Genomic DNA, 20,104 nt, shown 5'->3' on the forward strand with positions numbered 1-20,104 from the left:
CTGGAGCGCGGTCCGATGAACAGGACCGCTCACCCTCTCCCCCAAATGGCTGTTCCGGCGCCGCGCGCGCAGTGGCTGTCGCCGCTCAACCGACGGCGGCTGTCGAACTTCCGGCGAAACCGGCTCGGCTTCTGGTCCTTCGTGATCTTCACCGGGCTGTTCGCCACAAGCCTGTTTGCCGAGTTCATCGCCAACGACCGACCCCTGGTGGTGTCGTACAAGGGCGAAATCCTGTTTCCCGTCCTGATCGACTATCCGGACGAGAAGTTCGGTGGGTTCTATGCGCGGCCGAACTACCGATCGGCCGAAACCCGCAAGGAGATCGCCGATCACGGCTGGGCCCTCTGGCCGCCGATTCCGTATTCCTACGACACCATCATCGACGGTCTGCCGACCCCTTCGCCGTCGCCGCCGACCTGGATGCTGACGGATGCTCAGTGTCAGGCCGCCGGGACCCCGTGTCGCGATCTCGAAACGCATTGGCTCGGGACAGACAACACCACCCGCGATGTACTGGCGCGGATCATCTACGGCTTTCGCATCTCGGTGCTGTTCGGGCTGATCCTGGCCGTGGTCTCCTCGGTGATTGGCGTGATCGCCGGCGCGGTGCAGGGCTATTTCGGCGGCTGGGTCGACCTGTCCCTCCAGCGTTTCATCGAGGTTTGGAGCGGTATTCCGACGCTCTATCTCATCATCATCATTTCGGCGTTCATTGAGCCGGGTTTCTTCGTGCTGCTCGGTATCCTGTTGCTGTTCTCATGGGTGTCGCTCGTCGGCGTCGTCCGCGCCGAGTTCCTGCGCGCGCGCAATTTCGAATATGTCCGCGCCGCCCGCGCCTTGGGTCTGTCCAACATCCGCATCATGAGCCGCCACCTACTGCCCAACGCAATGGTGGCGACGCTGACCTTCCTGCCCTTCATCCTCAACGGCTCGATCGGCACCCTGACCTCGCTGGACTTCCTCGGTTTCGGCCTTCCGCCCGGCTCGGCCTCGCTCGGGGAATTGCTGGCTCAGGGCAAGGACAACATCCAGGCGCCCTGGCTCGGGCTCACCGGCTTCTTCGTGGTCGCCGTGATGCTGAGTCTGTTGGTCTTTGCCGGCGAGGCGGTGCGCGACGCATTCGATCCCCGCAAATCGTTCGCCTGAGTGCCGGTCTCCTGTTCAGCGTGACGCTGCGCGATGCCGGTCCGACACGCAATCGCCCGAGTGTCGGATGTTGCACGCGACAGGTGTCGTGAACCGTTTCGATCGCCATAGGGTCGAAACGGATCGCCGAATGAGAATTCGTCCGGTGTGCGGCAAGCGAGCAAAAATATTAGTGTTTTGACCTAAGCTGCATCATCTTTCCGTGATGTGCTGGTGACGAGCCGATGGTGGTCAATCAAACGTCGGTGGGCACGAAAGGATCACGGATCGCTGCCTTGCGATCCTTTCGGCTCGCCGATGGTGTGACGGAGCCTGGCCTCGAGAGGATCACGCGGCTGGCCGCATTCAGCCTCGGGATGTCATTGGCGTGGGTCTCGCTGATCGACGATGCATGGCTGCTGCCCCATGCCTGCTTCGGTGCCCAGATCGCGCGGGTACCGCGGCACGGTACGCCGTGCGAGGCCGCCATGAACGCCGACGAGGTCTTCGTCGTCGACCTGCACCGCGACGCGCGCTTTGCCGCCGGCACCTTCCCCGAACCGATGCAGGCGATGCAGGTCTATGCCGGCGCGGCGCTCGTCACCACAGAAGGAGACCGAATCGGTACTCTGTGCGTGATGGACCCGAACCCGGAGCGGATCCTTTCGCCTGCCGAAAAGGCGAGCCTCGCCTCATTCGCCGGCCTGGTCATAGACTGGCTCGAGGCCCGACGCTGCGCGTTCGAGCGGGCGGCCATCGCGGGCTTTGCGGAAGCCTCCGAGTATGCCTTCGTGTCGATCGACGGCGACGGCACCATCACATTCGCCAATCGGGCCTGCGAAGCGATCTTCGGCTACGAGCCCGGCGCGATGCTGGGCCAGGACATCGACATCATCATCCCCGAGTCGTTCCGCGAGGCGCACAAGGCGGGTGTCGCCCGCATCGCGACCGGAAAGGCCTCGAAACTCGCCGGGCAGACCATCGAGCTGAACGCCCAGCGCCGGGACGGCACGATCTTCCCGATCGAGTTTTCGCTTTCGCTGTGGCCGACCCAAACCGGCACCGGCACCGGCATCGGCGCGATTATCCGCGACATCAGCGAATGGCGCGCCCGCGATGCCACCCTGATCCAGATGGCCCATCACGATAAGCTGACGGGCCTCACCAACCGCGCCTGTTTCGACGAACATCTGCGGGCTGTCCTCGATGCGGGCGGGCCCGCCACCGTGCTGCTGCTCGATCTCGACGGCTTCAAGGAGGTGAACGACAGTCTCGGGCATGCCACCGGCGATGCGCTGCTGCAGGCGGTGGCGGTACGGCTTCCGATCTGTATCGAGGAAGGCACGATCATCGCGCGCTTCGGCGGCGACGAGTTCGCGCTGCTTCTGCCCCGCGGCGGCGGCGTGCAGAGCGCGAATGCCTGCGCCGCGGCGATCCTGACCGGTTTTCAGGCGCCGTTCCAGATCTGCGGGCACACCTTCCACGTCGGCCTGAGTATCGGTGCGGCCATCGGCAATGCGCACGCGACGACTCCCGACGACCTCATCGCCGATGCGGATCTCGCCCTGTATCAGGCCAAGCGCGATGGCCGGCGCTGCATGCGCCTGTTCGCGCCGGCCATGCGCAAGGCCGTACTCGCACGCCGAGCCCTACACGATGAACTGACGCGGGCCGTCGAGGGCGCTCAGCTGGTGCTCCACTACCAGCCTCAGGTGAATCTCCGCACCGGGCGGGTCGTGGGCGTCGAAGCGCTGCTGCGCTGGCAACATCCAGAGCGCGGCCTGCTCCTGCCGGGCGCGTTCCTGTCTGCCCTCGAAGCGCATCCCCTCGCCGACCCGGTCGGCCGCTGGATCATCGACGAGGCCTGTCGCCAGGCCGCGGCGTGGCGGGCGGCCCGGCTGCCGCCCGTCCGGGTCGCCGTCAATCTGTTCGACGCCCAGCTCAAGGGCGGTACGCTGACGAAAGACGTGATCGGCTCGCTCGCCCGCTACACGCTGCCGCCGCAGACCCTCGAGATCGAGGTGACGGAGCGCATCGCACTCCGGGCCGACGATGCGATCCTCGAGCCGATCCGCGAACTCCATGCCCATGGCGTCGCCATCGCCTTCGACGATTTCGGCACGGGCTATGCCTCGCTCAGTTCGCTCAAGCGTTTCCCGCTCACGCGCCTCAAGATCGACCGCAGCTTCGTGCGCGACGTGCTCACAGACCGGCACGATGCCGAGATCATCCGCGCGGTGCTCGCCATGGCCGACAGCTTCGGCCTCGACGTGATCGCGGAAGGGATCGAGCAGCCGGAACAGGAAGCGATCCTGCTGGCGATGGGCTGCCGCGAGGGCCAGGGCTACCTCTATGGCCGCGCCACCACCGCACAGGGCGTATCGAAACTTCTCAAGGACGGATCGATGCGCCGGGTCAGCGCGGCCTGATCGTCGGCGCCCGCCGCATCGGCCGAAGCTCGCCGGGTCCGGAGGAACGGCGTCGCTGTCCTAGAGCGAAGGGGACGTTCCGCGCCCGAGCAGCCAACCCCGCGCGCGCGCGAGCAGAGCCGGACGAACCCGCGCCACATCGTCTCCATCGACGAGGGGCGACGACGACAGGGCGGTGAGATAGGCGCTCTCGCGCTCCCGGCAGTCCCTCAGGGCGGTATCGGCTGCCAATGTCCGGCTGGTGAGCATGGCCTGGAGATCGAAGCTGCGGTGCAAGCAGCCCTGCCAGGCGGCATGCAGCGGAGCGACCGCGCCTTCGGCATGGGCAGGGCCGCAAGCCATCGACAGGAAGAGCGCGGTGAGGAGCAGTGCGGCGTGCGCGCGGTGCGTCATGAGGTTCTAAGGTCCCGAGCCCGGGAAACCTCGCGCAGACACCCCTAATCGGCGGTTAAGGGTAGCATTGTCGACAGTCCCGTTTCGGGACGCCGTTCGGATCAGCGGTTGGCGGTGGTGACCGGCGACGCAGCGCGGCCGAGCGACACCCAGGCCACGGCATCCTGGCTTTCACGCTTAATGAAGGTGTAGCCGGTCTGGCGCCAGGGCAGGATGGTGCTGGTCTTGTTGTCGAGGATCAGATCGCCGCGACTGGTGATCAGGGTGAGCACGGCATGGCCCTCGCCCTTCTCGTCGATGACCACCGTCATCCGCATTGCCCGGCGCGGCAGGCCGGCATCGGCCAGCAGCTTGCGCTTGAGGAGCTGGTAGTCCTCGCAGTCTCCGGCACCGTCTTCGGCGAGGTCCCAGCGGTCGGCGACGTGGAAGTGTTCCATGTCGGTGACCGCACGCAGCGAGTTGTTCACCTTGCGGTTGACCGAGACGATGGTGCTCCAGATTGCCGGGGTCAGGGCAATCTCGGTGGGCTCGTTGCGGTCGACGGCGCATTCGGCGGCATAGGTCTCGCAAAACGTGACCCAGGCAGCGATGGGGCGGGCCTGACCGACTGCGGCGATGATGCTGGGCACGCTGGGCAGGGAGGCCAGGGTCTGGGCCCCGGCGGCGGGGGCGAAGAGCAGGCCGGCGGCGAGGACGGACGCACCGCGAAACGCCCGGGCGATGCCTGCAAGTGCCGTCAAACGCTGGGAAATCGCGATCCGCATGGCCGCCGTCCGTCTCGTTAAGCTTCTGTTAACGAAGCTCTCACGGCCGAGGTTTCACCGCAATCGCCGGGTTACTAAAAGGTTAACGCTGTGGATGACGGATTCAGGGGGGGGCCGGCCGGGGATTTCCGCCCCTATCAGGCGAGCCGACCGGAGGGTTCAAGCGGCGGTCTGCGCGCCACCGCGACACATCTTGCCAGAGCTCGAAACGACGGCACGGCCGGCATGTCAAGCATAACGGCGGGAGACCGACCGGGATATCTTGCCATAAAGGGTGTGTTTAGGCACTTTTCTTCAGGAATCGGTGCAGCACCGCAATGGGATCATCGGATAATCTTGCCGGACCTGAGACTTGTCGAACCGGAGGCCGACTCCATCTTGGTCGACGAGGGCGCTGCTACCAACGGGAATAGACCGTGACGACCATAGCCGACCATCGCTTCCGAACGATCCGCCTGACCGGCCTCGCCATCGCGCTGTCGCTCGCCACCACCGCGCCGGGCAGCGCCCAGGAGACGCCGTTCATCGACGTCGCGCACGGCACCATGCTGATCCATGGCAATTACTGCGGTCCCGGCAATCGCAGTCCGCGTCCGCCCGTCGATGCCCTCGACGAGGCCTGCATGCACCACGATGCCTGCTCTCCCGCACGGGGAGAGCTGCCGACCTGCTCCTGTAATGCGCGGCTGCACAGCGAGGCCGAGACCGTTGCGAAAAGCCCACGCTACGCACAGAGCTTGCGCGACACCGCCGGGTTCGTCGCCGACGCGGCACTGGCGATGCCCTGCCATTAGGTGAAGGCAGCCCCGGCGTCACGCCGGGGCTGCCCCATGACGTCAGGCCTGCGGCAGGTCGGGAGTGATGCCGAGATTGGCCATGCCCTCGTCGAGAAGATCGCCGGCATTCGGCGTCCCGAGAATTTCGCGCAACGCGCCTTCGCCGGCCGCTTCGCGCTCCCGGGCAAAACGCACCGCCTCCGACCAGTCTTCTGGCTCCATGTCACCGCGCCCGACATACAACAGGGCGAGGAGATCGGCGCGCTCGTCGTCGTTGAGGCTGCCGATCATGCCGCTCACCTCCTGCTCGGTGGCGTCGTCGGTGCCCGAAACCAGCACGTCGGTGGAGCCGTCATCGATGGGATTGGAACCGGAATCGGGATCGGTCGCTCCCTCCTTCACCGCGATCGCACGAACCCGCAGGATGATCTCGGTGACCTTGTCGACGGCGATGTCCATGAACGATGTCCCAATGCAGCGGCCACCGTTCGCGGTGGCCTTGAGCACTCACAACCCGCCAGCGCCCCTCGGGTTCGGCGAGCGATGCGGTCGACCAGGGAGCCGACCGTGACGCGCTGGATCGCCGGCCTCGACGGCTGCCGCGGCGCCTGGGCGGGGGTGTTGCTCGATCTCGACGACCCGACGCGGTACCGGGCGGAGCGCTTCGCCACCGTCGCCGACGTTCTCGACGGTCCGGAAGCGCCGGTCTGCGTCGGAATCGACGTGCCCATCGGCCTGCCCGACCGGGTCGAGGCCGGCGGGCGCGTCGCAGACCGGGCCGCCCGCGTCTATCTGCAGGCCGGTCGAGCCAGCGTCTTTCCCGTCCCGGCGCGGTCCGCCGTCTATGCGCCCGATTACGAGTCCGCCAAGGCGCTCTCGCGGGCCACCAGCGACCCGCCCTTCGCGCCATCGATCCAGTGCTGGAACATCCTGCGCTACGTCCGCGAGGTCGATGTCCTGCTTCGCGCGCGCAGAGACCTCGTCGACCGACTGCACGAGGTCCATCCCGAGATCGCCTTCCGGCGGCTTAACCGCGACCGTCCCTTGGCCGCGCCGAAGAAGGGTCCGCTGCGCCAGGCGGGTCTGGCCGAGCGCCGGGCCCTCCTGATCGCCGCGGGCCTGCCCGCTGCACTGGTGGCATCTCCGTCACCGTCGCGGATCGGCGCCGACGATCATCTCGACGCCATGGCGGCACTAATCGTCGCTCGCGACATCGTCCTCGGGCGCGCACAGGCGATGCCCGATCCGCCGGGACGCGATACGTACGGCCTGCCCGTGGTGATCTGGGCGCCGGCACGGGTCTGCGGGTAGCCTCGCCCCCCCGGCGATCCACGCTTTCGTTGCCGGCACGCCGCTCTTCTGAAGCGGAAATCGAAGCTCTGGTTTCGAGCGATCGCGTTTCTTGACCCCTGCCGGGTCCACCTTCCGGAAAAACCGGCTAAAGCGGTGGCATGAGCCCTGACATGCCAGCCGCCACGCCGCCGTTCCGGGATATCGCGCGCGCCCTGGTGTTCGATCCGCAGGACCGTCTCCTGCTGATTGCCTACGTGGCGGCAGGGCCGGTCGATGCCGCCATTTCGGAGTCGCGGACGTTCTGGTTCATGCCCGGTGGCGGCCTGGAGACGGGGGAGGATCACGTCACCGCATGCCGGCGCGAACTCTCCGAGGAGATCGGCGTGGCCGATGCCACCATCGGCCCGCAGGTCGGTCGTTGCGACGGACCATTCCACCTGTTCCGCACCCCGCGCCACGCCCGCGAACGCTACTTCGTCGTCCGGCTCCCCGACGCGCAGATCGATACCAGCCGGCTGGCGGAGACGGAGGACAACGCAGTGCTCGGCACGCGTTGGTGGACGCTCGACGAACTCGACGCCACCACCGACCGGATCGAGCCCTCGGGTCTGGCCGCCCTCGCGCGCCAGGTCGCCGCCGGAACCTTTCCGGCCGAGCCGGTGGTGTTGTCGTGGCACGGTATGTGAAGATGGCCGTTATCGAAGGCCCAGCCGAAGTCGGCGCCAAGCCGAGGCTTGATCCCAGCCCTGAAAGAGGACCGCATGTTTCCTGAAAATCTGACCGAAGGCTACCGCTCCTTCCTCGATGGACGCCTGCCGGACCTGGCCAAGCGCTACGTCAAGCTCGCCGAGGGCCAGAGTCCGGAAGTGCTGCTCATCGGCTGCTGCGATAGCAGGGTCTCGCCTGAGGTGATCTTCGATACCGGGCCGGGAGAGCTGTTCGTCGTCCGCAACGTCGCCAACATCGTCCCGCCCTTCGAAATGGGCGGCGACTATCATGGCACTTCGGCGGCGCTCGAATTCGCCGTCCAGTCGCTCGAGGTCAAGCACATCGTCGTGCTCGGCCACGCGACCTGCGGCGGCATCAAGGCCTATGCCAACCCGTCGGAGCCGCTCTCCAAGGGTGACTTCATCGGCAAGTGGGTGTCGCTTGTGAAGCCAGCCGCCGAGAAGGTCGGCGAGCAGCACGGGCCGGACTACCTGACGCGACTGGAATACGCGATGGTCGCGCAGAGCCTCGAAAACCTGATGACGTTCCCGTTCGTCCGCGAGCGCGTCTTGAGTGGCAAGCTTGCGCTCCACGGCGCCCATTTCGGCATCGCCCGTGGCGAGCTTCTGCTGCGAGATCCGGAAACGGGGGTGTTCAAGGCCGCCGTCGATCGCCAGGGCCAGACGATCTCGCCGACGTCGCTGATCGGCTGCGTGGAGGCGTGAGCCTCTGCCCCACGACATCCGCGCGCTCGCTTCGTGACGCGGATGTCGGCGCGGCGGACCCGATGGTTCAGGCTTAGCGGGCGCCCGGCAGACGCTGGGCCATCTGGTAATGTTGCTGCACCGGAAGCGCCTGCTCGGCGTGGGTGCGCAACGCCGGGTTCGGGCCGCCGGAGGCGTAGGACTGACACAGGCCGATCGCCATTTCGTGCGATGTCACCTGCATCGACCCATACAGGCGGTCGAAATGAGGACCGGCCGGGGTCTGCGACAGCTCGGCGAGCATTGCCTGCTGCTTCCGGTTCGGCTGGATCTCGAAGCTATTGGCCTGCATCGCGTCCATACGGAAATCACCGCCCATCATCCCCTGGGCAAAAGCCGGGGTGGCATGATTATCTTTATTCTCGATCGGGCTTTAACGACTTGCGAATAAGATCATCGTGGCCGAAACGTCCTATAGCGCTTGCACCTGTCGCGCTCTCTCCGTCAACGACGACAGACACGCTGAGCTCCGCTCAAAATCTGATCTTCTCACCGACCGAACGCGACTACGAAGCGTCTACGCTCTATCTTTCACAATGCGTTGGCTGCGGTGGCGCAGCGTCATGAAGCTCGTCGCGATTCAGATCCTGCGGGCGTTCGCGGCGCTCCTCGTGGTGATGCACCATGCCCAGTTCGAGGCGGCGACGTTGGCCACGCGCGTCGGCACGCCATTCTTGGGCAGCACGATGCTGCCGTGGCGGGCGGGGGTCGACGTGTTCTTCGTCATCTCCGGCTTCATCATCGTCCATGCGGCTCGATCGCTATACGGGCAGCCGGGCGGGCGGGCGCGCTTCCTCGCCCACCGGGTCGCCCGGTTGGTCCCGCTCTATTGGCTGGTCACCACGCTCTACCTGGTGGTGGCGTGGCGGACGCCCGCCCTGTTGAACGGCGGCGACAACCTGGTGCCGGGCTATGTCGCGGCCGCATTCCTATTCTGGCCCGCCCTCAGGGCCGACGGACTGATCCAGCCGCTCTATTCGCTGGGCTGGACGCTGAATTACGAAATGGCGTTCTACCTCGTCTTCGCGGTCGGCCTCGGCTGGGGCCGGCGCGCCGCCTTCGCGTGGCTGTGCGTGGCCTTGAGCGGACTGGTTGCCCTCGGCCTCCTCGTCGCGGGACTGCCGACACCGCTGGCGTTCTGGAGCGACCCGATCGTGCTCGAATTCGCGTTGGGCGCCGCCATCGGCCTCGTCCGTGCGGAAGGCCTGCGCCTCGCGTTCCTCCCGCGTCTCGGCCTGGCGGCCGCCGGCCTCGTGCTTCTCGCGAGCGCCGGTACCGTCACCGATCTCGCTCGGCCGCTGGCCTACGGGATTCCGGCCCTGCTCCTCGTCGCCGCCGCCGCCCTCGGCAGCCCGGGGCGGATGGATGAGACCAGCCGGCCGGTGCGGGCGCTGATCGCGCTGGGGGATGCCTCCTATGCCCTCTACCTGCTTCATCCCTTCGTTCTGCGCGGCGCGCGAGAGGCGATCCTGCGCCTTGGCCTCGCCCCCGTGCTCGGACCCTGGGGTGGCATTACGCTGATGGTCGCCCTGGCAATCGTGATCTCTCTCGCCGCCGCCCGCTTCGTCGAGCAACCGTTGACCCGCACCCTGCGCCGCTGGCTCGATCCCGCGCCACGCCTGCAAAAAACCGTGTGATCGGCGCGACGCCGGGAGTTTGCGGGCGGCCCAAATCGCACTAGCGTCACGGGCACGTTACAGCTCGCGACAGAGGCGTGCCGGCCATGAAGACTCTCCTCGTTCCGGTGGCCCTCCACGATTGCCTGCCCTCGGTGTTCGAGACCGCCCTCCTGGCCGCGCGCCGGTTCGGCAGCCTCGTCGAGGGCGTGTCCCTGCGCCCGGCGCTCGCCGAGTACGTTCCCGTCGACATGGTGGGCGGCATGACGTGGCTGCGCGACGAGGAGGCAGACCTCGCCGAGGCCGAGGCGGCCGGCCGGCGCTTCGTCGCGTTCATGGAACAGGCCGGTGTGTCGGTCGCCCAGATCGGCCCCTGCACCCCCGAGGCGGTAGCGGCCGCCGGTCCGCGCTACCGCTGGCGCCCGGACGTGCCGGCCGGGGACGCCTTCCTCGGCCAGTATGCCCGCCTGTTCACCGCCACGGTGGTTGGCCGCCCCGGCTCCGAGGACGGCGCACCCCGGATGACGACGTTCGAAACCGCGTTGTTCGAGAGTGGACGACCGATCCTGCTCGCCCCGCCCATCGCCCCGGCGACGCTCGGCGAGGCAGTGCTGATCGCCTGGAACGGCTCCACCGAGACCGCCCGCGCCGTGGCCTTCGCGATGCCGTTCCTGCGCCAGGCCAAACGCATCCGGGTGCTCAGCGTCGAGGGCGGCACCGTGCCGGGGCCGAGTGCGGAGGATCTGGCCCGCGCGCTCGCCTGCGAGGGGATCGCCGCCGATCACCGTGCCCTGTCCGCCGGTCGGCGCACCCCCGGCGAGGTCTTCATTACGGAGGCGGAATCCTTCGGCTGCGACCTCCTGATCAAGGGTGCATACACCCAAAGCCGCTTGCGCCAGATGATCTTCGGCGGGCCGACCAGCCATCTGCTCAGCCACGCCACCATTCCGATGCTGATGGCGCATTGACGCGCGGACCGTCATCCGGGTAGCGCGCAATTGACTTGCGCACATAGGTAAATCGAGGCAGGTTCCGCCCGCAATCGACCGCCGGTCGATCCGGAAGGAAACCGAATGAACAGAGCTGCCCTCTTTACCGGACTTCTCGGTCTCGGGCTTGTCTCCGCCCTTCCCGCCTCCGCAGACGCGCCGGTGGTCCGTATCCGCGGCACCATCGCGGCAGCGGACGCCACCAGCATCACGATCAAGCCGCGTGTCGGCGACTCAGTGACGGTCAAGCTCGGCGATTCGGTCAGGGTCGCCAGCGCCAACAAGGCGCAGTTTTCCGACATCAAGCCCGACAGCTACATCGGCACCGCCGCAACCCCTCAGCCCGACGGCACCCTCAAGGCCCTCGAGGTCGCGGTGTTCGCGCCGAGCATGCGCGGCACCGGCGACGGCCATTATCCATGGGATCTCGAAAAGGAGAACACCATGACCAACGGCGCGGTGGGCGCGCTCGCCGGCACCGGCAATCGGACGCTCACGGTGAAGTATTCCGGCGGCGAGAAGACCATCACGGTTCCCGAGGACGTGCCGGTGGTGGCCCTGGCTCCCGGCGACAAAAGCCTGATCAAGCCCGGCGCCCGCATCGTCGCGTTCACGAAGGCGGATGCCAGCGGGATCGCCGTCGCCGACAGAATGGTGGTTGGCGAGAACGGCACCGTTCCGCCCATGTAGGGTTGTCACCTCGGGCGCACCGCCGGTGCGCCCTCTACCTCAGACCATATCCACCAAGAAACGACCCCAGAGGAGTAACGCCATGATGAAGTCCGTCCTCACAGGCCTGACCCTGACGCTCGCCATCGCCACCACTGCCGCGCGCGCCGACGACATCGTCCGCTATCGCGGCACCATCGAGAAGGTCGACGGCACGACCCTGACGATCAAGCCACGCACCGGCGAGCCGCTGATGGTCAGCTTCTCCGGCGACACCAAGATCCTGTCCGCCAGCACCGGCAAGCTCACTGACGTGAAGCCCGACAGCTACATCGGCACGGCGGCCGTGCCGCAGCCCGACGGCTCGCAGAAGGCGCTGCAGGTGACGGTGTTCGCCGCCTCCCTGCGCGGCACCGCCGACGGGCATTACCCGTGGGATCTCGGCGCCAACACCACCATGACCAACGGCGCAGTCGGCACCCTCTCTGGCACCGATGGGCGCACCATGCTGGTCAAGTACCAGGGCGGCGAGAAGAAGGTCATGGTGCCCGACGACGTGCCGGTGACCCTGGTCGATCCCGGCGAGAAGAGCATCGTCGTCCCCGGCGCCAAGCTCGTCGCCTTCACCAAGAAGGGCGCAGACGGCAAGCTGAGCGCGGCGATCCTGATCGTCGGCCGCAACGGAACCGTCCCGTCGATGTAATGCGCCTGACCCTCCCCTGTTGGCAGGGGAGGGTTTCTGGTGGAGCTCGGCAGGATGGGGGCCAGGTTACCGGTCTATCCGGCGAAGGTGCCCCACTCTCCCGACCTTCGCTGACGCGAAGCCCACCCTCCCCCGCAAAGGGGGGAGGGACGCGCGCTCGATAGGATCGGCGTCGCTCATCTTCAAAGGCAAGCCACGATGACGCTCGTCCCCGACACGCCGTCACGCCTCATCGTGATCCATCCGCTCATCGTGCGGATCACCCATTGGATCAATGCGGTGGCGGTGTTCTGCATGCTGTTCAGTGGCTGGGCGATCTACAACGCGTCGCCGTTCTTCCCCTTCGAATTTCCGAAATGGGCGACGCTCGGCGGCTGGCTCGGCGGGGCGCTGGCCTGGCACTTTGCGGCGATGTGGCTGTTTGCGCTGAACGGCCTCGCCTACACCCTCTACGGCCTGTTCGCCCGCCACTTTTCGCGGACCTTCTTTCCCGTGAGCCCGGCCGCCGTGTGGCGCGATGCGCGGGCGGCCTTGCGTCTGCGGCTCGCCCACCGGCTCGGGCAGTACAACGCGGTGCAGCGCCTCGCCTACGTGGTGGCGTTCCTGCTCGGGATTCTCCTCCTCGCCTCCGGCCTCGCTTTGTGGAAGCCGGTCCAGTTCCAGAGCCTGGCTGGCCTGTTCGGTGGTTACGAATGGGCGCGTCGGGTGCACTTCATAGCGATGTCGGGCCTCGTCGGCTTCATTCTTCTCCACCTCGCCCTGGTTCTGATCGTGCCGAGCACCCTCGTGGCGATGATCACCGGCCGCGCCCGCGTGACAACGGCGGAGACCCGACCATGACCCGCGATCCCGAGACCGCCGCCCGCCTCAAGGCCCTGCGCCGCGACATCGAACCGGATCTGGTCAAGCTGGAGCGGCGGACGCTGCTGCGTTCGGGCCTGTCCCTCGGCGCGCTCACCCTGCTCTCGGGCTGCGACCTCTCCACCGGCTCCAACGGCAACGTTGCCGATCGGGTGCTGTGGGCGATGTCGAAGTTTAACGACCGGGTCCAGGGTTGGCTGTTCGACCCGAACACCCTGGCGCCGACCTACCCGGCCTCGATGATCGATACGCCGTTCCGCTTCAATGCCTTCTATCCGCCCGACAACATCCCCGATGTCGAAGGCGCCGACTGGAAGCTCGACGTCTCGGGCCTCGTCGCCGACAAGGCGCCGTGGACCCTGGCGAAGCTGCGCACCCTCCCCCAGGAAAGCCAGATCACCCGCCACATCTGCATCGAGGGCTGGAGCCAGATCGGGCAATGGAGCGGGGTGCCGCTCAAGACCTTCCTGGAGCGGATCGGCGCCGACCTGACTGCGAAGTATGTCGGCTTCAAATGCGCCGACCGCTATTACGGCAGCCTCGACATGCCGAGCGCCCTGCACCCGCAGACCATCCTCGCGCTCGACTTCGCCGGCAAGGAACTCGCACCGGAATACGGCTATCCGCTCCGGGTGCGCGTCCCGACGAAGCTCGGCTTCAAGAGCCCGAAATACATCGCCAGCGTCTTTGTCACCAACGACTATCCGGGCGGCTACTGGGAGGACCAGGGCTACAACTGGTTCAGCGGGATCTGACCTGCGCGGGTCTGCCGATCCGGTTTCCGAGACGCACCGTGGTGCCGTCGATGGTTGCCCCCTCGCATCGGCACGGCTTCCGCTCTACGTAGCCGAGCGATGAGCACCGACTTCACCCTCGATCCGACGCTGGCCGCCGACACCGTCCATGTCGGTGATCTCGCCTTGTGCAGCGTATTGCTGATGGACGATGCCCGGTTTCCCTGGCTGATCCTGGTGCCGCGCCGCCCCGGCGCCAGCGAGATCACCGATCTGGCTCCGGAGGACGCCCACGCCCTGATGGACGAGATGCGGATCGCCACCCGGGTGATGCTGGACCTCGCCAAACCCGACAAGGTCAACGTCGCTGCCCTCGGCAATGTCGTGCCCCAGCTCCATGTCCACGTGATCGGCCGCTTCCTGTCCGATCCGGCCTGGCCGAAGCCGATCTGGGGCATCGGCACGCCGACCCCCTACCCACTCCATGCCCGCGCCCAGATGATCGAGCGCATCGGCGCCCTGTTCGCGGCAGCCTGAGCGATGGCCGATCCCCTCGACGCTCTCGGCTATGCCCACAGCCGGCTCGTGCGCCATTCGGCGGAGAGCCCCGAGGCCGTGCCGGCCACCGACGATCCGGGCGCGCGCCTCGTGGTGCTGGCCGGCGATCGCATCGTCGTCACGGCCGGCACGGCGCTTCTCACGCCGGAGCAGGCGGCGCGGGCCGACCAGCGCAGCGTCACGCTCTACCTCGGCCGTCTCGATGGCCGGCCGGTCTTCGCCGTCGCGGTTCCGGCGGAGATGGCCGAGACCTATGAGGCCGATCCGGCCTTCCGCGCCATCGACCTGCGCAGCCTCGCCGCCGAGGGCGTCGTCGCGTCTCACGAACTCGGGCTTTTGGCCACGGGCAAGTCGATCCTCGCCTGGCATGCACGCCACCGCTTCTGCGCCAATTGCGGTGCGGCCACCACCCTCGCCGCCGGCGGCTTCCGCCGGGAATGCCCGGCCTGCGAGACGCATCATTTCCCGCGAACCGACCCGGTGGTGATCATGCTGATCCGGCGCGGGGATACCTGTCTGCTCGGCCGCTCGCCGCGGTTCAAGGAGGACATGTATTCCTGCCTCGCCGGCTTCCTCGAGCCCGGCGAGACCATCGAGGATGCCGTGCGTCGCGAGACCTTCGAGGAGGTCGGGATTCGCGTCGGCACGGTCGCCTACCACGCCTCGCAGCCCTGGCCGTTCCCGTCCTCCCTGATGATCGGCTGCATCGCCGACGCCCTCGACGAGACCATCGTCATCGACCCGGTGGAACTGGCCGACGCGCGCTGGTTCTCGCGCGAGGCGGTGGCGGCGATGATCGCGGGGAACCACCAAGCGGGTCTGAGCGTGCCGCCCCCCATGGCCATCGCGCACACGCTGATGCGGGCGTTCGTGGAGGAGCGGGTTTAGGCGACCGACCCCGGACGCGGATGCCGCCCCTGGCTTAAAAGCGCCGGCTGGCGCCGAGATCCTTTCCGCTTCCCGCGCGGCAGCACGTCTTGTCCACGTCGATGATGGCCGGCGCGAAGGCCTGAGACGCCTCCTGGGGTAGGTTGTGACCGATGCCGCCCGTGAGGGTCCGGTGGCTGTAGGGGCCGGAGAACTTGCCCGCATAGGCCGCCGGCGCCGGGTGCGAGGCGCCATTGGCATCGCCTTCGAGGGTAATCGTCGGCACGGTGATCATCGGGGCGCCGGCCAGACGCTGTTCCAGGGCGTCGTAATGCGGATCGCTCTCGGCCAGCCCCAGCCGCCAGCGGTAATTGTGGATCACGATCGCGACGTGATCGGGATTGGCGAAGGCCAGGGCGGATCGGTCGAACGTGGCATCGTCGAAAGTCCATTGCGGCGACGCGCTCTGCCAGATGAGCTTTGCAAAATCGTTCCGGTTGGCCTCGTAGCCGAGACGCCCGCGCTCCGTCGCGAAGTAGAACTGGTACCACCACGCCAGTTCCGCCTGCGGTGGCAAAGGCGCCTTGTTGGCCTCCTGATTGCTGATCAGATAGCCGCTCACCGAGACCATGGCCTTGCAGCGCTCCGGCCACAGCGCTGCCACGACATTGGCCGTACGCGCACCCCAATCGAAGCCGCCGATGACCGCCTTCGGGATCGCCAGCGCATCCATCAACGCGACGAGGTCGGCGGCCAGGACCGATTGCTGACCGTTGCGGAGCGTGTCACCGGAGCGGAAGCGCGTCGTGCCGTAGCCGCGCAGATACGGCACGATCACCCGATACCCGGCCGCTGCCAGCACGGGCGCGACATCGACGAAACTGTGGATGTCGTAGGGCCAGCCGTGCAGGAGGAGGACGGCCGGACCATCCGCCGAGCCCACTTCCGCATAGCCGACGTTCAACGGCCCCGCATCGATCTGCTTGAGGGCCGCGAAGCCGGTGGACGGGTTCGGGCCGGCCGCGAGCAGGGGGTTGGGTTGCGGCGTGGCACTACGCGCTGCCACCGTTCCGGCCAGGCCGAACGGCAGCGCCGCCGTGAGGGCCGCGCCCCCGCAGAAGCTGCGACGGGTCCCATCGATCCGCCCCTGCGCCGCGATGATGCTCATCGTCAGTCTCCTCGGCTTCTCGATCGCGGTGAGATGACGGTCGGATCCGCGCTGCCGGCCGACTGCATTCGGATCGAATTTGTGAGATTTTGTGCGTTTTGATGGGCTTTCGGTTTCGAATTTGTCGATGATTCTTTGGGCCATGACAGCATGGGCCCGTCTCGATGCCATTGCACGTCTGGGACACAGTTCGGGAAATCCGGTCGGATTGGCTCCGTTCGCGGTACCTGCGCGCGCGGGTCGCTTTGACTCCTTGCGCAATGACGGCATTCCTAACCGAGGAATATCTCGATTCCTTCGAACCGGGATGCACGCGGCGAACCGGGCATGGACACACCGACCACAGGCACGCCCGATCCGGTATCGGCCTATGCGGAGTTGGCCGTCACCACGAATTTCTCGTTCCTGCACGGCGCCTCGCATCCGCAGGAGATGGTGGCGCGCGCAGCCGAACTCGGCTTAGCGGCCATCGGGATCGCCGACCGCAACACTTTGGCGGGCGTGGTGCGCGCACATGCGGAAGCCAAGCGTCTCGCGGGCGAGAACACCCCGGTCCGCTTCCTGCCCGGCGTGCGCCTCGTCACCGAAGACGGGTTCGAGATCATCGCCTATCCGACGGACCGGCCCGCCTATGGCCGCCTGTGCCGGCTGCTCACCGCAGGCAACCGCCGCTCCGTAAAAGGCGAATGCCGTTTCGGTTTCGCCGAGATGCTGGACGCCTGCGAAGGCCAGATGCTGATCGCGATTCCGCCGGAAGATCCGTGCGCGTTCGACGCGTTCGAAACGCGGCTGGCGATCGTGGCCGATCATGCCCCGGGCCGGGTCAGCCTCGCCGGGAGTCATCGCCGCCGCGGCGACGAGCGGCGGCGTCTGGGACTTCTCGCGGAACTCGGAACCCGCGTCGGCGCGCCTCTGGTGGCGGTGTCGGACGCGCTCTACCACCACCCTGCGCGCAGGCCGTTGCAGGACATCGTCACCTGTATCCGCGAGGGCTGCACCCTGGATCGGGCCGGTTATCGGCTGGAGCCCAACGCCGAGCGCCACCTGAAGCCAGCAGCCGAGATGGCGCGCCTGTTCGCCGACCACCCGGCCGCCTTGGCGCGCGCGACCGAGATCGCGGAGGCCTGCGACTTCTCGCTGTCGGAACTCATCTACGAATATCCGGACGAGCCGGTCCCGCCCGGCTTCACCGCTCAAGCCTATCTGACCGACCGGGTCTGGCACCGCGCGCAATGGCGCTATCCCGATGGCATTCCAGAACAAATCGTGAACACAATCGTCGAGGAGCTGCAACTCATCGCGAAAATGGACTACGCGCGCTACTTCCTCACCCTGTTCGACATCGTCGAATTCGCGCGCGACAAGGGCATCCTGTGCCAGGGCCGCGGGTCGGCCGCCAATTCGGTGGTCTGCTACTGCCTCGGCATCACAGCCGTGGACCCGACCAAAATCCGGCTGCTGTTTGCCCGCTTCATCTCAGAGAACCGAGCGGAGCCGCCCGACATCGACGTCGATTTCGAGCATGAGCGGCGCGAGGAGGTGATCCAGTACCTCTACGACCGCTACGGCCGGGACCGCGCCGCGATCTGCGCCACGGTGATCCATTACCGTCCGCGCAGCGCCATCCGCGAGGTCGGCAAGGTGCTGGGCCTCACCCCCGACATCACCGGTGTGATGGCCGACACGGTATGGGGCTCCTGGGGCGACGGGCTGCCCGACGCGCATATCGTCCAGGCCGGGCTCGACCCGAAGAATCCGGGCATCCGGCAGGCCCTCGACCTCGCCCATGGCTTGATCGGCTTCCCGCGCCACCTGTCGCAGCATGTCGGCGGGTTCGTGCTCACGCGCGGACGCCTCGACGAAACGGTTCCGGTGGGCAACGGCGCCATGCCGGACCGCACCTTCATTGAGTGGGACAAGGACGACATCGATACCCTCGGCCTGATGAAGGTCGATGTTCTGGCCCTCGGCATGCTGAGCTGCCTGCGCCGCGGGGTCGACTTCCTGCGCAAGGATTACGGCCTCGACTACCCGACGCTGGCCGACCTGCCGTCCGAGGAGCCGGACGTCTACGCGATGCTGTCGAAGGCCGATTCCGTGGGCGTGTTCCAGGTCGAGAGCCGGGCGCAGATGTCGATGCTGCCGCGGCTCAAGCCGACGGAATTCTACGACCTCGTGGTGCAGGTGGCGATCGTCCGCCCGGGCCCGATCCAGGGCGACATGGTGCATCCCTACCTGCGCCGGCGCTCGGGCGATGAGCCCGTGATCTACCCCTCCCCGGCGCCCGAGCACGGGCCGGCCAACGAGTTGGAGGCGGTGCTCAAGCGGACCTACGGCGTGCCGCTATTCCAGGAACACGCGATGCAGATCGCGATCACGGCGGCCGGTTTCCTTCCGTCCGAGGCCGACGGCCTGCGCCGGGCGATGGCGACCTTCCGGCACAACGGCCAGATCGTGAATTTCCGCACCAAATTCGTCGAGGGCATGGTGGCACGCGGCTACCCGCGCGATTTCACCGAGCGCTGCTTCAAGCAGATCGAGGGGTTTTCTACCTACGGCTTTCCGGAAAGCCACGCGGCCAGCTTCGCGTTGCTGGTCTACGCCTCGGCCTGGATGAAATGCCGGCACCCCGACGTCTTCCTCGCCGCGATCCTCAATTCCCAGCCGATGGGCTTCTATCGGCCGGCCCAGCTGGTGCGCGATGCCCGCGCCCACGGCGTCGAGGTGCGCGGGGTCGACGTGAATGCCAGCGACTGGGATTGCACCCTGGAGCCGTCTCGCCTGCCCCCGCCCCCCGGCGTCGAGCGGCGTTTCGCCGTGCGGCTCGGCCTGAGACAGGTCAGTGGAGTGCCGGGCGCCGCCATGCGCCGCCTCGTGGCCCTGCGGGGTAACGGATACGCCACCATCGAGGGTCTGCAGGCGGCCCTCGCCCTGCCGCGCAACGCCCTCGAACGCCTGGCCGAAGCCGACGCCTTCCGCTCCCTCGACCTCGACCGACGCGCGGCCCTGTGGGCCGTGCGGACCCTGGAGGGAACCGCGAGCCGCAAGGCCGCACAGCGCAATGCGACGGACCGGCGCGCCCACCTTCTGGAGGCGCCGCTGCCGCTCTTCGCCTTCCATGCCGACGACGGCCTGTTTCGGGCCGAGCCGGCGGTGGCCCTGCCGGTCATGCGCTCCTCGGAGCACGTGGCGGAGGATTATGCCGCCACCGGACTCTCGCTCAAGGGCCATCCGGTGGCGTTCTTCCGGGCGCGCCTCGCCCGGATCGGCGCGATCCCCACCCGCGACCATCATGACGTAAGCCTGGTGCCCGGCAACGCCCGCGTCACCGTGGCGGGCCTCGTGCTCACCCGCCAACGCCCCGGCACGGCGCGTGGGACGGTGTTCCTGACCCTGGAGGACGAAACCGGCATCGCCAACGTCATCGTCTGGGCCAAGGTGTTCGAGGCCAACCGTGCGGTGGCGATGGGCGCGCGCTTCCTGGCCGTGCGCGGGCGGGTGCAGCGACAGGGCCTCGTCGTCCATCTCCTGGCCGAGCGCTTTCGCGACCTGTCGCCGGAGTTGCGCTCCCTGCGCGAGGGCGGGCTACCCCTGCCGCCCGAGACCAACGATTTCGGCGCACCGCCGGACCGGCGGGTCTATCGCAGCCGGGATTTCTATTGATGGTGGGCCTCGACACGGACGAGA

Annotated in this window: 19 protein-coding genes and 1 pseudogene; 15 read left to right on the forward strand and 5 right to left on the reverse strand. The window is 67.4% G+C overall.

The window, feature by feature from the left end; all coding sequences use genetic code 11:
- The first annotated feature begins 15 nt into the window (after positions 1 to 15).
- On the forward strand, positions 16 to 1,146 hold the full coding sequence (locus G3T14_RS12645) for an ABC transporter permease (RefSeq protein WP_163642908.1): 1,131 nt from the start codon (positions 16 to 18) through the stop codon (positions 1,144 to 1,146).
- Positions 1,147 to 1,421: 275 nt separating this feature from the next.
- A complete protein-coding gene (locus tag G3T14_RS12650) occupies positions 1,422 to 3,554 on the forward strand; it encodes an EAL domain-containing protein (RefSeq protein WP_246733302.1) in 2,133 nt (710 codons plus the stop codon).
- Positions 3,555 to 3,614: 60 nt separating this feature from the next.
- Here the strand turns inward: G3T14_RS12650 and G3T14_RS12655 are convergent, their stop codons facing one another.
- Both G3T14_RS12655 and G3T14_RS12660 read right to left on the reverse strand, forming a co-directional pair.
- On the reverse strand, positions 3,615 to 3,947 hold the full coding sequence (locus G3T14_RS12655) for a hypothetical protein (RefSeq protein ID WP_163642910.1): 333 nt from the start codon (positions 3,945 to 3,947) through the stop codon (positions 3,615 to 3,617).
- A 101-nt stretch (positions 3,948 to 4,048) separates the two neighbouring features.
- A complete protein-coding gene (locus G3T14_RS12660) occupies positions 4,049 to 4,711 on the reverse strand; it encodes a transglutaminase-like cysteine peptidase (RefSeq protein ID WP_163642911.1) in 663 nt (220 codons plus the stop codon).
- 416 nt (positions 4,712 to 5,127) lie between these two features.
- Between G3T14_RS12660 and G3T14_RS12665 the strand changes: the two genes are divergently transcribed.
- Positions 5,128 to 5,505 (forward strand): hypothetical protein, encoded by a 378-nt coding sequence (locus tag G3T14_RS12665; protein WP_348645265.1) that lies wholly within the window; start codon positions 5,128 to 5,130, stop codon positions 5,503 to 5,505.
- A 42-nt stretch (positions 5,506 to 5,547) separates the two neighbouring features.
- Here G3T14_RS12665 and G3T14_RS12670 read toward each other — a convergent pair whose 3' ends face one another.
- Positions 5,548 to 5,946, reverse strand: coding sequence for a DUF3775 domain-containing protein (locus G3T14_RS12670; RefSeq protein ID WP_163642912.1), 399 nt, complete (start codon positions 5,944 to 5,946; stop codon positions 5,548 to 5,550).
- Positions 5,947 to 6,054: 108 nt separating this feature from the next.
- On the opposite strand from G3T14_RS12670, the gene G3T14_RS12675 reads away from it, so the two are divergent.
- The 3 genes from G3T14_RS12675 to G3T14_RS12685 all read left to right on the forward strand — a co-directional run bounded on the left by G3T14_RS12675 (position 6,055) and on the right by G3T14_RS12685 (position 8,213).
- Positions 6,055 to 6,798, forward strand: a complete 744-nt coding sequence (locus G3T14_RS12675) for a DUF429 domain-containing protein (protein WP_163642913.1) — start codon at positions 6,055 to 6,057, stop codon at positions 6,796 to 6,798.
- 152 nt (positions 6,799 to 6,950) lie between these two features.
- Positions 6,951 to 7,466, forward strand: coding sequence for an NUDIX domain-containing protein (locus tag G3T14_RS12680; protein ID WP_246733307.1), 516 nt, complete (start codon positions 6,951 to 6,953; stop codon positions 7,464 to 7,466).
- A 75-nt stretch (positions 7,467 to 7,541) separates the two neighbouring features.
- On the forward strand, positions 7,542 to 8,213 hold the full coding sequence (locus tag G3T14_RS12685) for a carbonic anhydrase (protein WP_163642915.1): 672 nt from the start codon (positions 7,542 to 7,544) through the stop codon (positions 8,211 to 8,213).
- A gap of 73 nt (positions 8,214 to 8,286) precedes the next feature.
- Here the strand turns inward: G3T14_RS12685 and G3T14_RS12690 are convergent.
- A pseudogene (locus G3T14_RS12690) lies at positions 8,287 to 8,523 on the reverse strand (DUF4142 domain-containing protein); the annotation flags it as partial.
- A gap of 292 nt (positions 8,524 to 8,815) precedes the next feature.
- Here G3T14_RS12690 and G3T14_RS12695 point away from each other — a divergent pair.
- The 8 genes from G3T14_RS12695 (at position 8,816) to nudC (ending at position 15,270) form a co-directional block, all read left to right on the forward strand.
- Positions 8,816 to 9,889 carry an acyltransferase gene (locus G3T14_RS12695; RefSeq protein ID WP_204262837.1) on the forward strand — a complete coding sequence of 358 codons (1,074 nt, stop codon included), beginning with the start codon at positions 8,816 to 8,818 and terminating at the stop codon, positions 9,887 to 9,889.
- 86 nt (positions 9,890 to 9,975) lie between these two features.
- On the forward strand, positions 9,976 to 10,836 hold the full coding sequence (locus G3T14_RS12700) for a universal stress protein (RefSeq protein ID WP_163642917.1): 861 nt from the start codon (positions 9,976 to 9,978) through the stop codon (positions 10,834 to 10,836).
- A 105-nt stretch (positions 10,837 to 10,941) separates the two neighbouring features.
- A complete protein-coding gene (locus G3T14_RS12705) occupies positions 10,942 to 11,547 on the forward strand; it encodes a hypothetical protein (protein WP_163642918.1) in 606 nt (201 codons plus the stop codon).
- An 82-nt stretch (positions 11,548 to 11,629) separates the two neighbouring features.
- Positions 11,630 to 12,229: a hypothetical protein gene (locus tag G3T14_RS12710; protein WP_163642919.1), complete on the forward strand. Its 600-nt coding sequence runs from the start codon at positions 11,630 to 11,632 to the stop codon at positions 12,227 to 12,229.
- Positions 12,230 to 12,427: 198 nt separating this feature from the next.
- On the forward strand, positions 12,428 to 13,069 hold the full coding sequence (locus tag G3T14_RS12715) for a cytochrome b/b6 domain-containing protein (protein WP_163642920.1): 642 nt from the start codon (positions 12,428 to 12,430) through the stop codon (positions 13,067 to 13,069).
- Positions 13,066 to 13,845, forward strand: a complete 780-nt coding sequence (locus tag G3T14_RS12720; RefSeq protein ID WP_163642921.1) for a molybdopterin-dependent oxidoreductase — start codon at positions 13,066 to 13,068, stop codon at positions 13,843 to 13,845. The genes G3T14_RS12715 and G3T14_RS12720 overlap by 4 nt, the downstream gene beginning before the upstream one ends.
- 99 nt (positions 13,846 to 13,944) lie before the next feature.
- On the forward strand, positions 13,945 to 14,361 hold the full coding sequence (locus G3T14_RS12725; protein WP_163642922.1) for an HIT domain-containing protein: 417 nt from the start codon (positions 13,945 to 13,947) through the stop codon (positions 14,359 to 14,361).
- A 3-nt stretch (positions 14,362 to 14,364) separates the two neighbouring features.
- The gene (nudC, locus tag G3T14_RS12730; protein WP_163642923.1) at positions 14,365 to 15,270 is read left to right on the forward strand and encodes an NAD(+) diphosphatase; all 906 of its coding nucleotides are present in this window, start codon (positions 14,365 to 14,367) and stop codon (positions 15,268 to 15,270) included.
- Between the two features lie 34 nt (positions 15,271 to 15,304).
- Here the strand turns inward: nudC and G3T14_RS12735 are convergent, their stop codons facing one another.
- The gene (locus tag G3T14_RS12735; RefSeq protein ID WP_163642924.1) at positions 15,305 to 16,417 is read right to left on the reverse strand and encodes an alpha/beta hydrolase; all 1,113 of its coding nucleotides are present in this window, start codon (positions 16,415 to 16,417) and stop codon (positions 15,305 to 15,307) included.
- Between the two features lie 327 nt (positions 16,418 to 16,744).
- Between G3T14_RS12735 and G3T14_RS12740 the strand changes: the two genes are divergently transcribed.
- A complete protein-coding gene (locus G3T14_RS12740; RefSeq protein WP_163642925.1) occupies positions 16,745 to 20,080 on the forward strand; it encodes an error-prone DNA polymerase in 3,336 nt (1,111 codons plus the stop codon).
- Positions 20,081 to 20,104: the final 24 nt, after the last annotated feature.

The sequence above is a fragment of the Methylobacterium sp. BTF04 genome (assembly GCF_010692745.1).
Taxonomy (GTDB): Bacteria; Pseudomonadota; Alphaproteobacteria; order Rhizobiales; family Beijerinckiaceae; genus Methylobacterium.

What these genes read in the sequence shown, in the direction of transcription:
- G3T14_RS12655 (WP_163642910.1), bottom strand. Translation starts at nt 3,947, where the DNA reads ATGACGCACCGCGCGCACGCCGCACTGCTCCTCACCGCGCTCTTCCTG.
- G3T14_RS12660 (WP_163642911.1), bottom strand. Translation starts at nt 4,711, where the DNA reads ATGCGGATCGCGATTTCCCAGCGTTTGACGGCACTTGCAGGCATCGCC.
- G3T14_RS12645 (WP_163642908.1), top strand. Translation starts at nt 16, where the DNA reads ATGAACAGGACCGCTCACCCTCTCCCCCAAATGGCTGTTCCGGCGCCG.
- G3T14_RS12705 (WP_163642918.1), top strand. Translation starts at nt 10,942, where the DNA reads ATGAACAGAGCTGCCCTCTTTACCGGACTTCTCGGTCTCGGGCTTGTC.
- G3T14_RS12740 (WP_163642925.1), top strand. Translation starts at nt 16,745, where the DNA reads ATGGACACACCGACCACAGGCACGCCCGATCCGGTATCGGCCTATGCG.
- G3T14_RS12680 (WP_246733307.1), top strand. Translation starts at nt 6,951, where the DNA reads ATGCCAGCCGCCACGCCGCCGTTCCGGGATATCGCGCGCGCCCTGGTG.
- G3T14_RS12695 (WP_204262837.1), top strand. Translation starts at nt 8,816, where the DNA reads ATGAAGCTCGTCGCGATTCAGATCCTGCGGGCGTTCGCGGCGCTCCTC.
- G3T14_RS12685 (WP_163642915.1), top strand. Translation starts at nt 7,542, where the DNA reads ATGTTTCCTGAAAATCTGACCGAAGGCTACCGCTCCTTCCTCGATGGA.
- nudC (WP_163642923.1), top strand. Translation starts at nt 14,365, where the DNA reads ATGGCCGATCCCCTCGACGCTCTCGGCTATGCCCACAGCCGGCTCGTG.
- G3T14_RS12700 (WP_163642917.1), top strand. Translation starts at nt 9,976, where the DNA reads ATGAAGACTCTCCTCGTTCCGGTGGCCCTCCACGATTGCCTGCCCTCG.
- G3T14_RS12715 (WP_163642920.1), top strand. Translation starts at nt 12,428, where the DNA reads ATGACGCTCGTCCCCGACACGCCGTCACGCCTCATCGTGATCCATCCG.
- G3T14_RS12710 (WP_163642919.1), top strand. Translation starts at nt 11,630, where the DNA reads ATGATGAAGTCCGTCCTCACAGGCCTGACCCTGACGCTCGCCATCGCC.
- G3T14_RS12725 (WP_163642922.1), top strand. Translation starts at nt 13,945, where the DNA reads ATGAGCACCGACTTCACCCTCGATCCGACGCTGGCCGCCGACACCGTC.
- G3T14_RS12670 (WP_163642912.1), bottom strand. Translation starts at nt 5,946, where the DNA reads ATGGACATCGCCGTCGACAAGGTCACCGAGATCATCCTGCGGGTTCGT.
- G3T14_RS12735 (WP_163642924.1), bottom strand. Translation starts at nt 16,417, where the DNA reads ATGAGCATCATCGCGGCGCAGGGGCGGATCGATGGGACCCGTCGCAGC.
- G3T14_RS12720 (WP_163642921.1), top strand. Translation starts at nt 13,066, where the DNA reads ATGACCCGCGATCCCGAGACCGCCGCCCGCCTCAAGGCCCTGCGCCGC.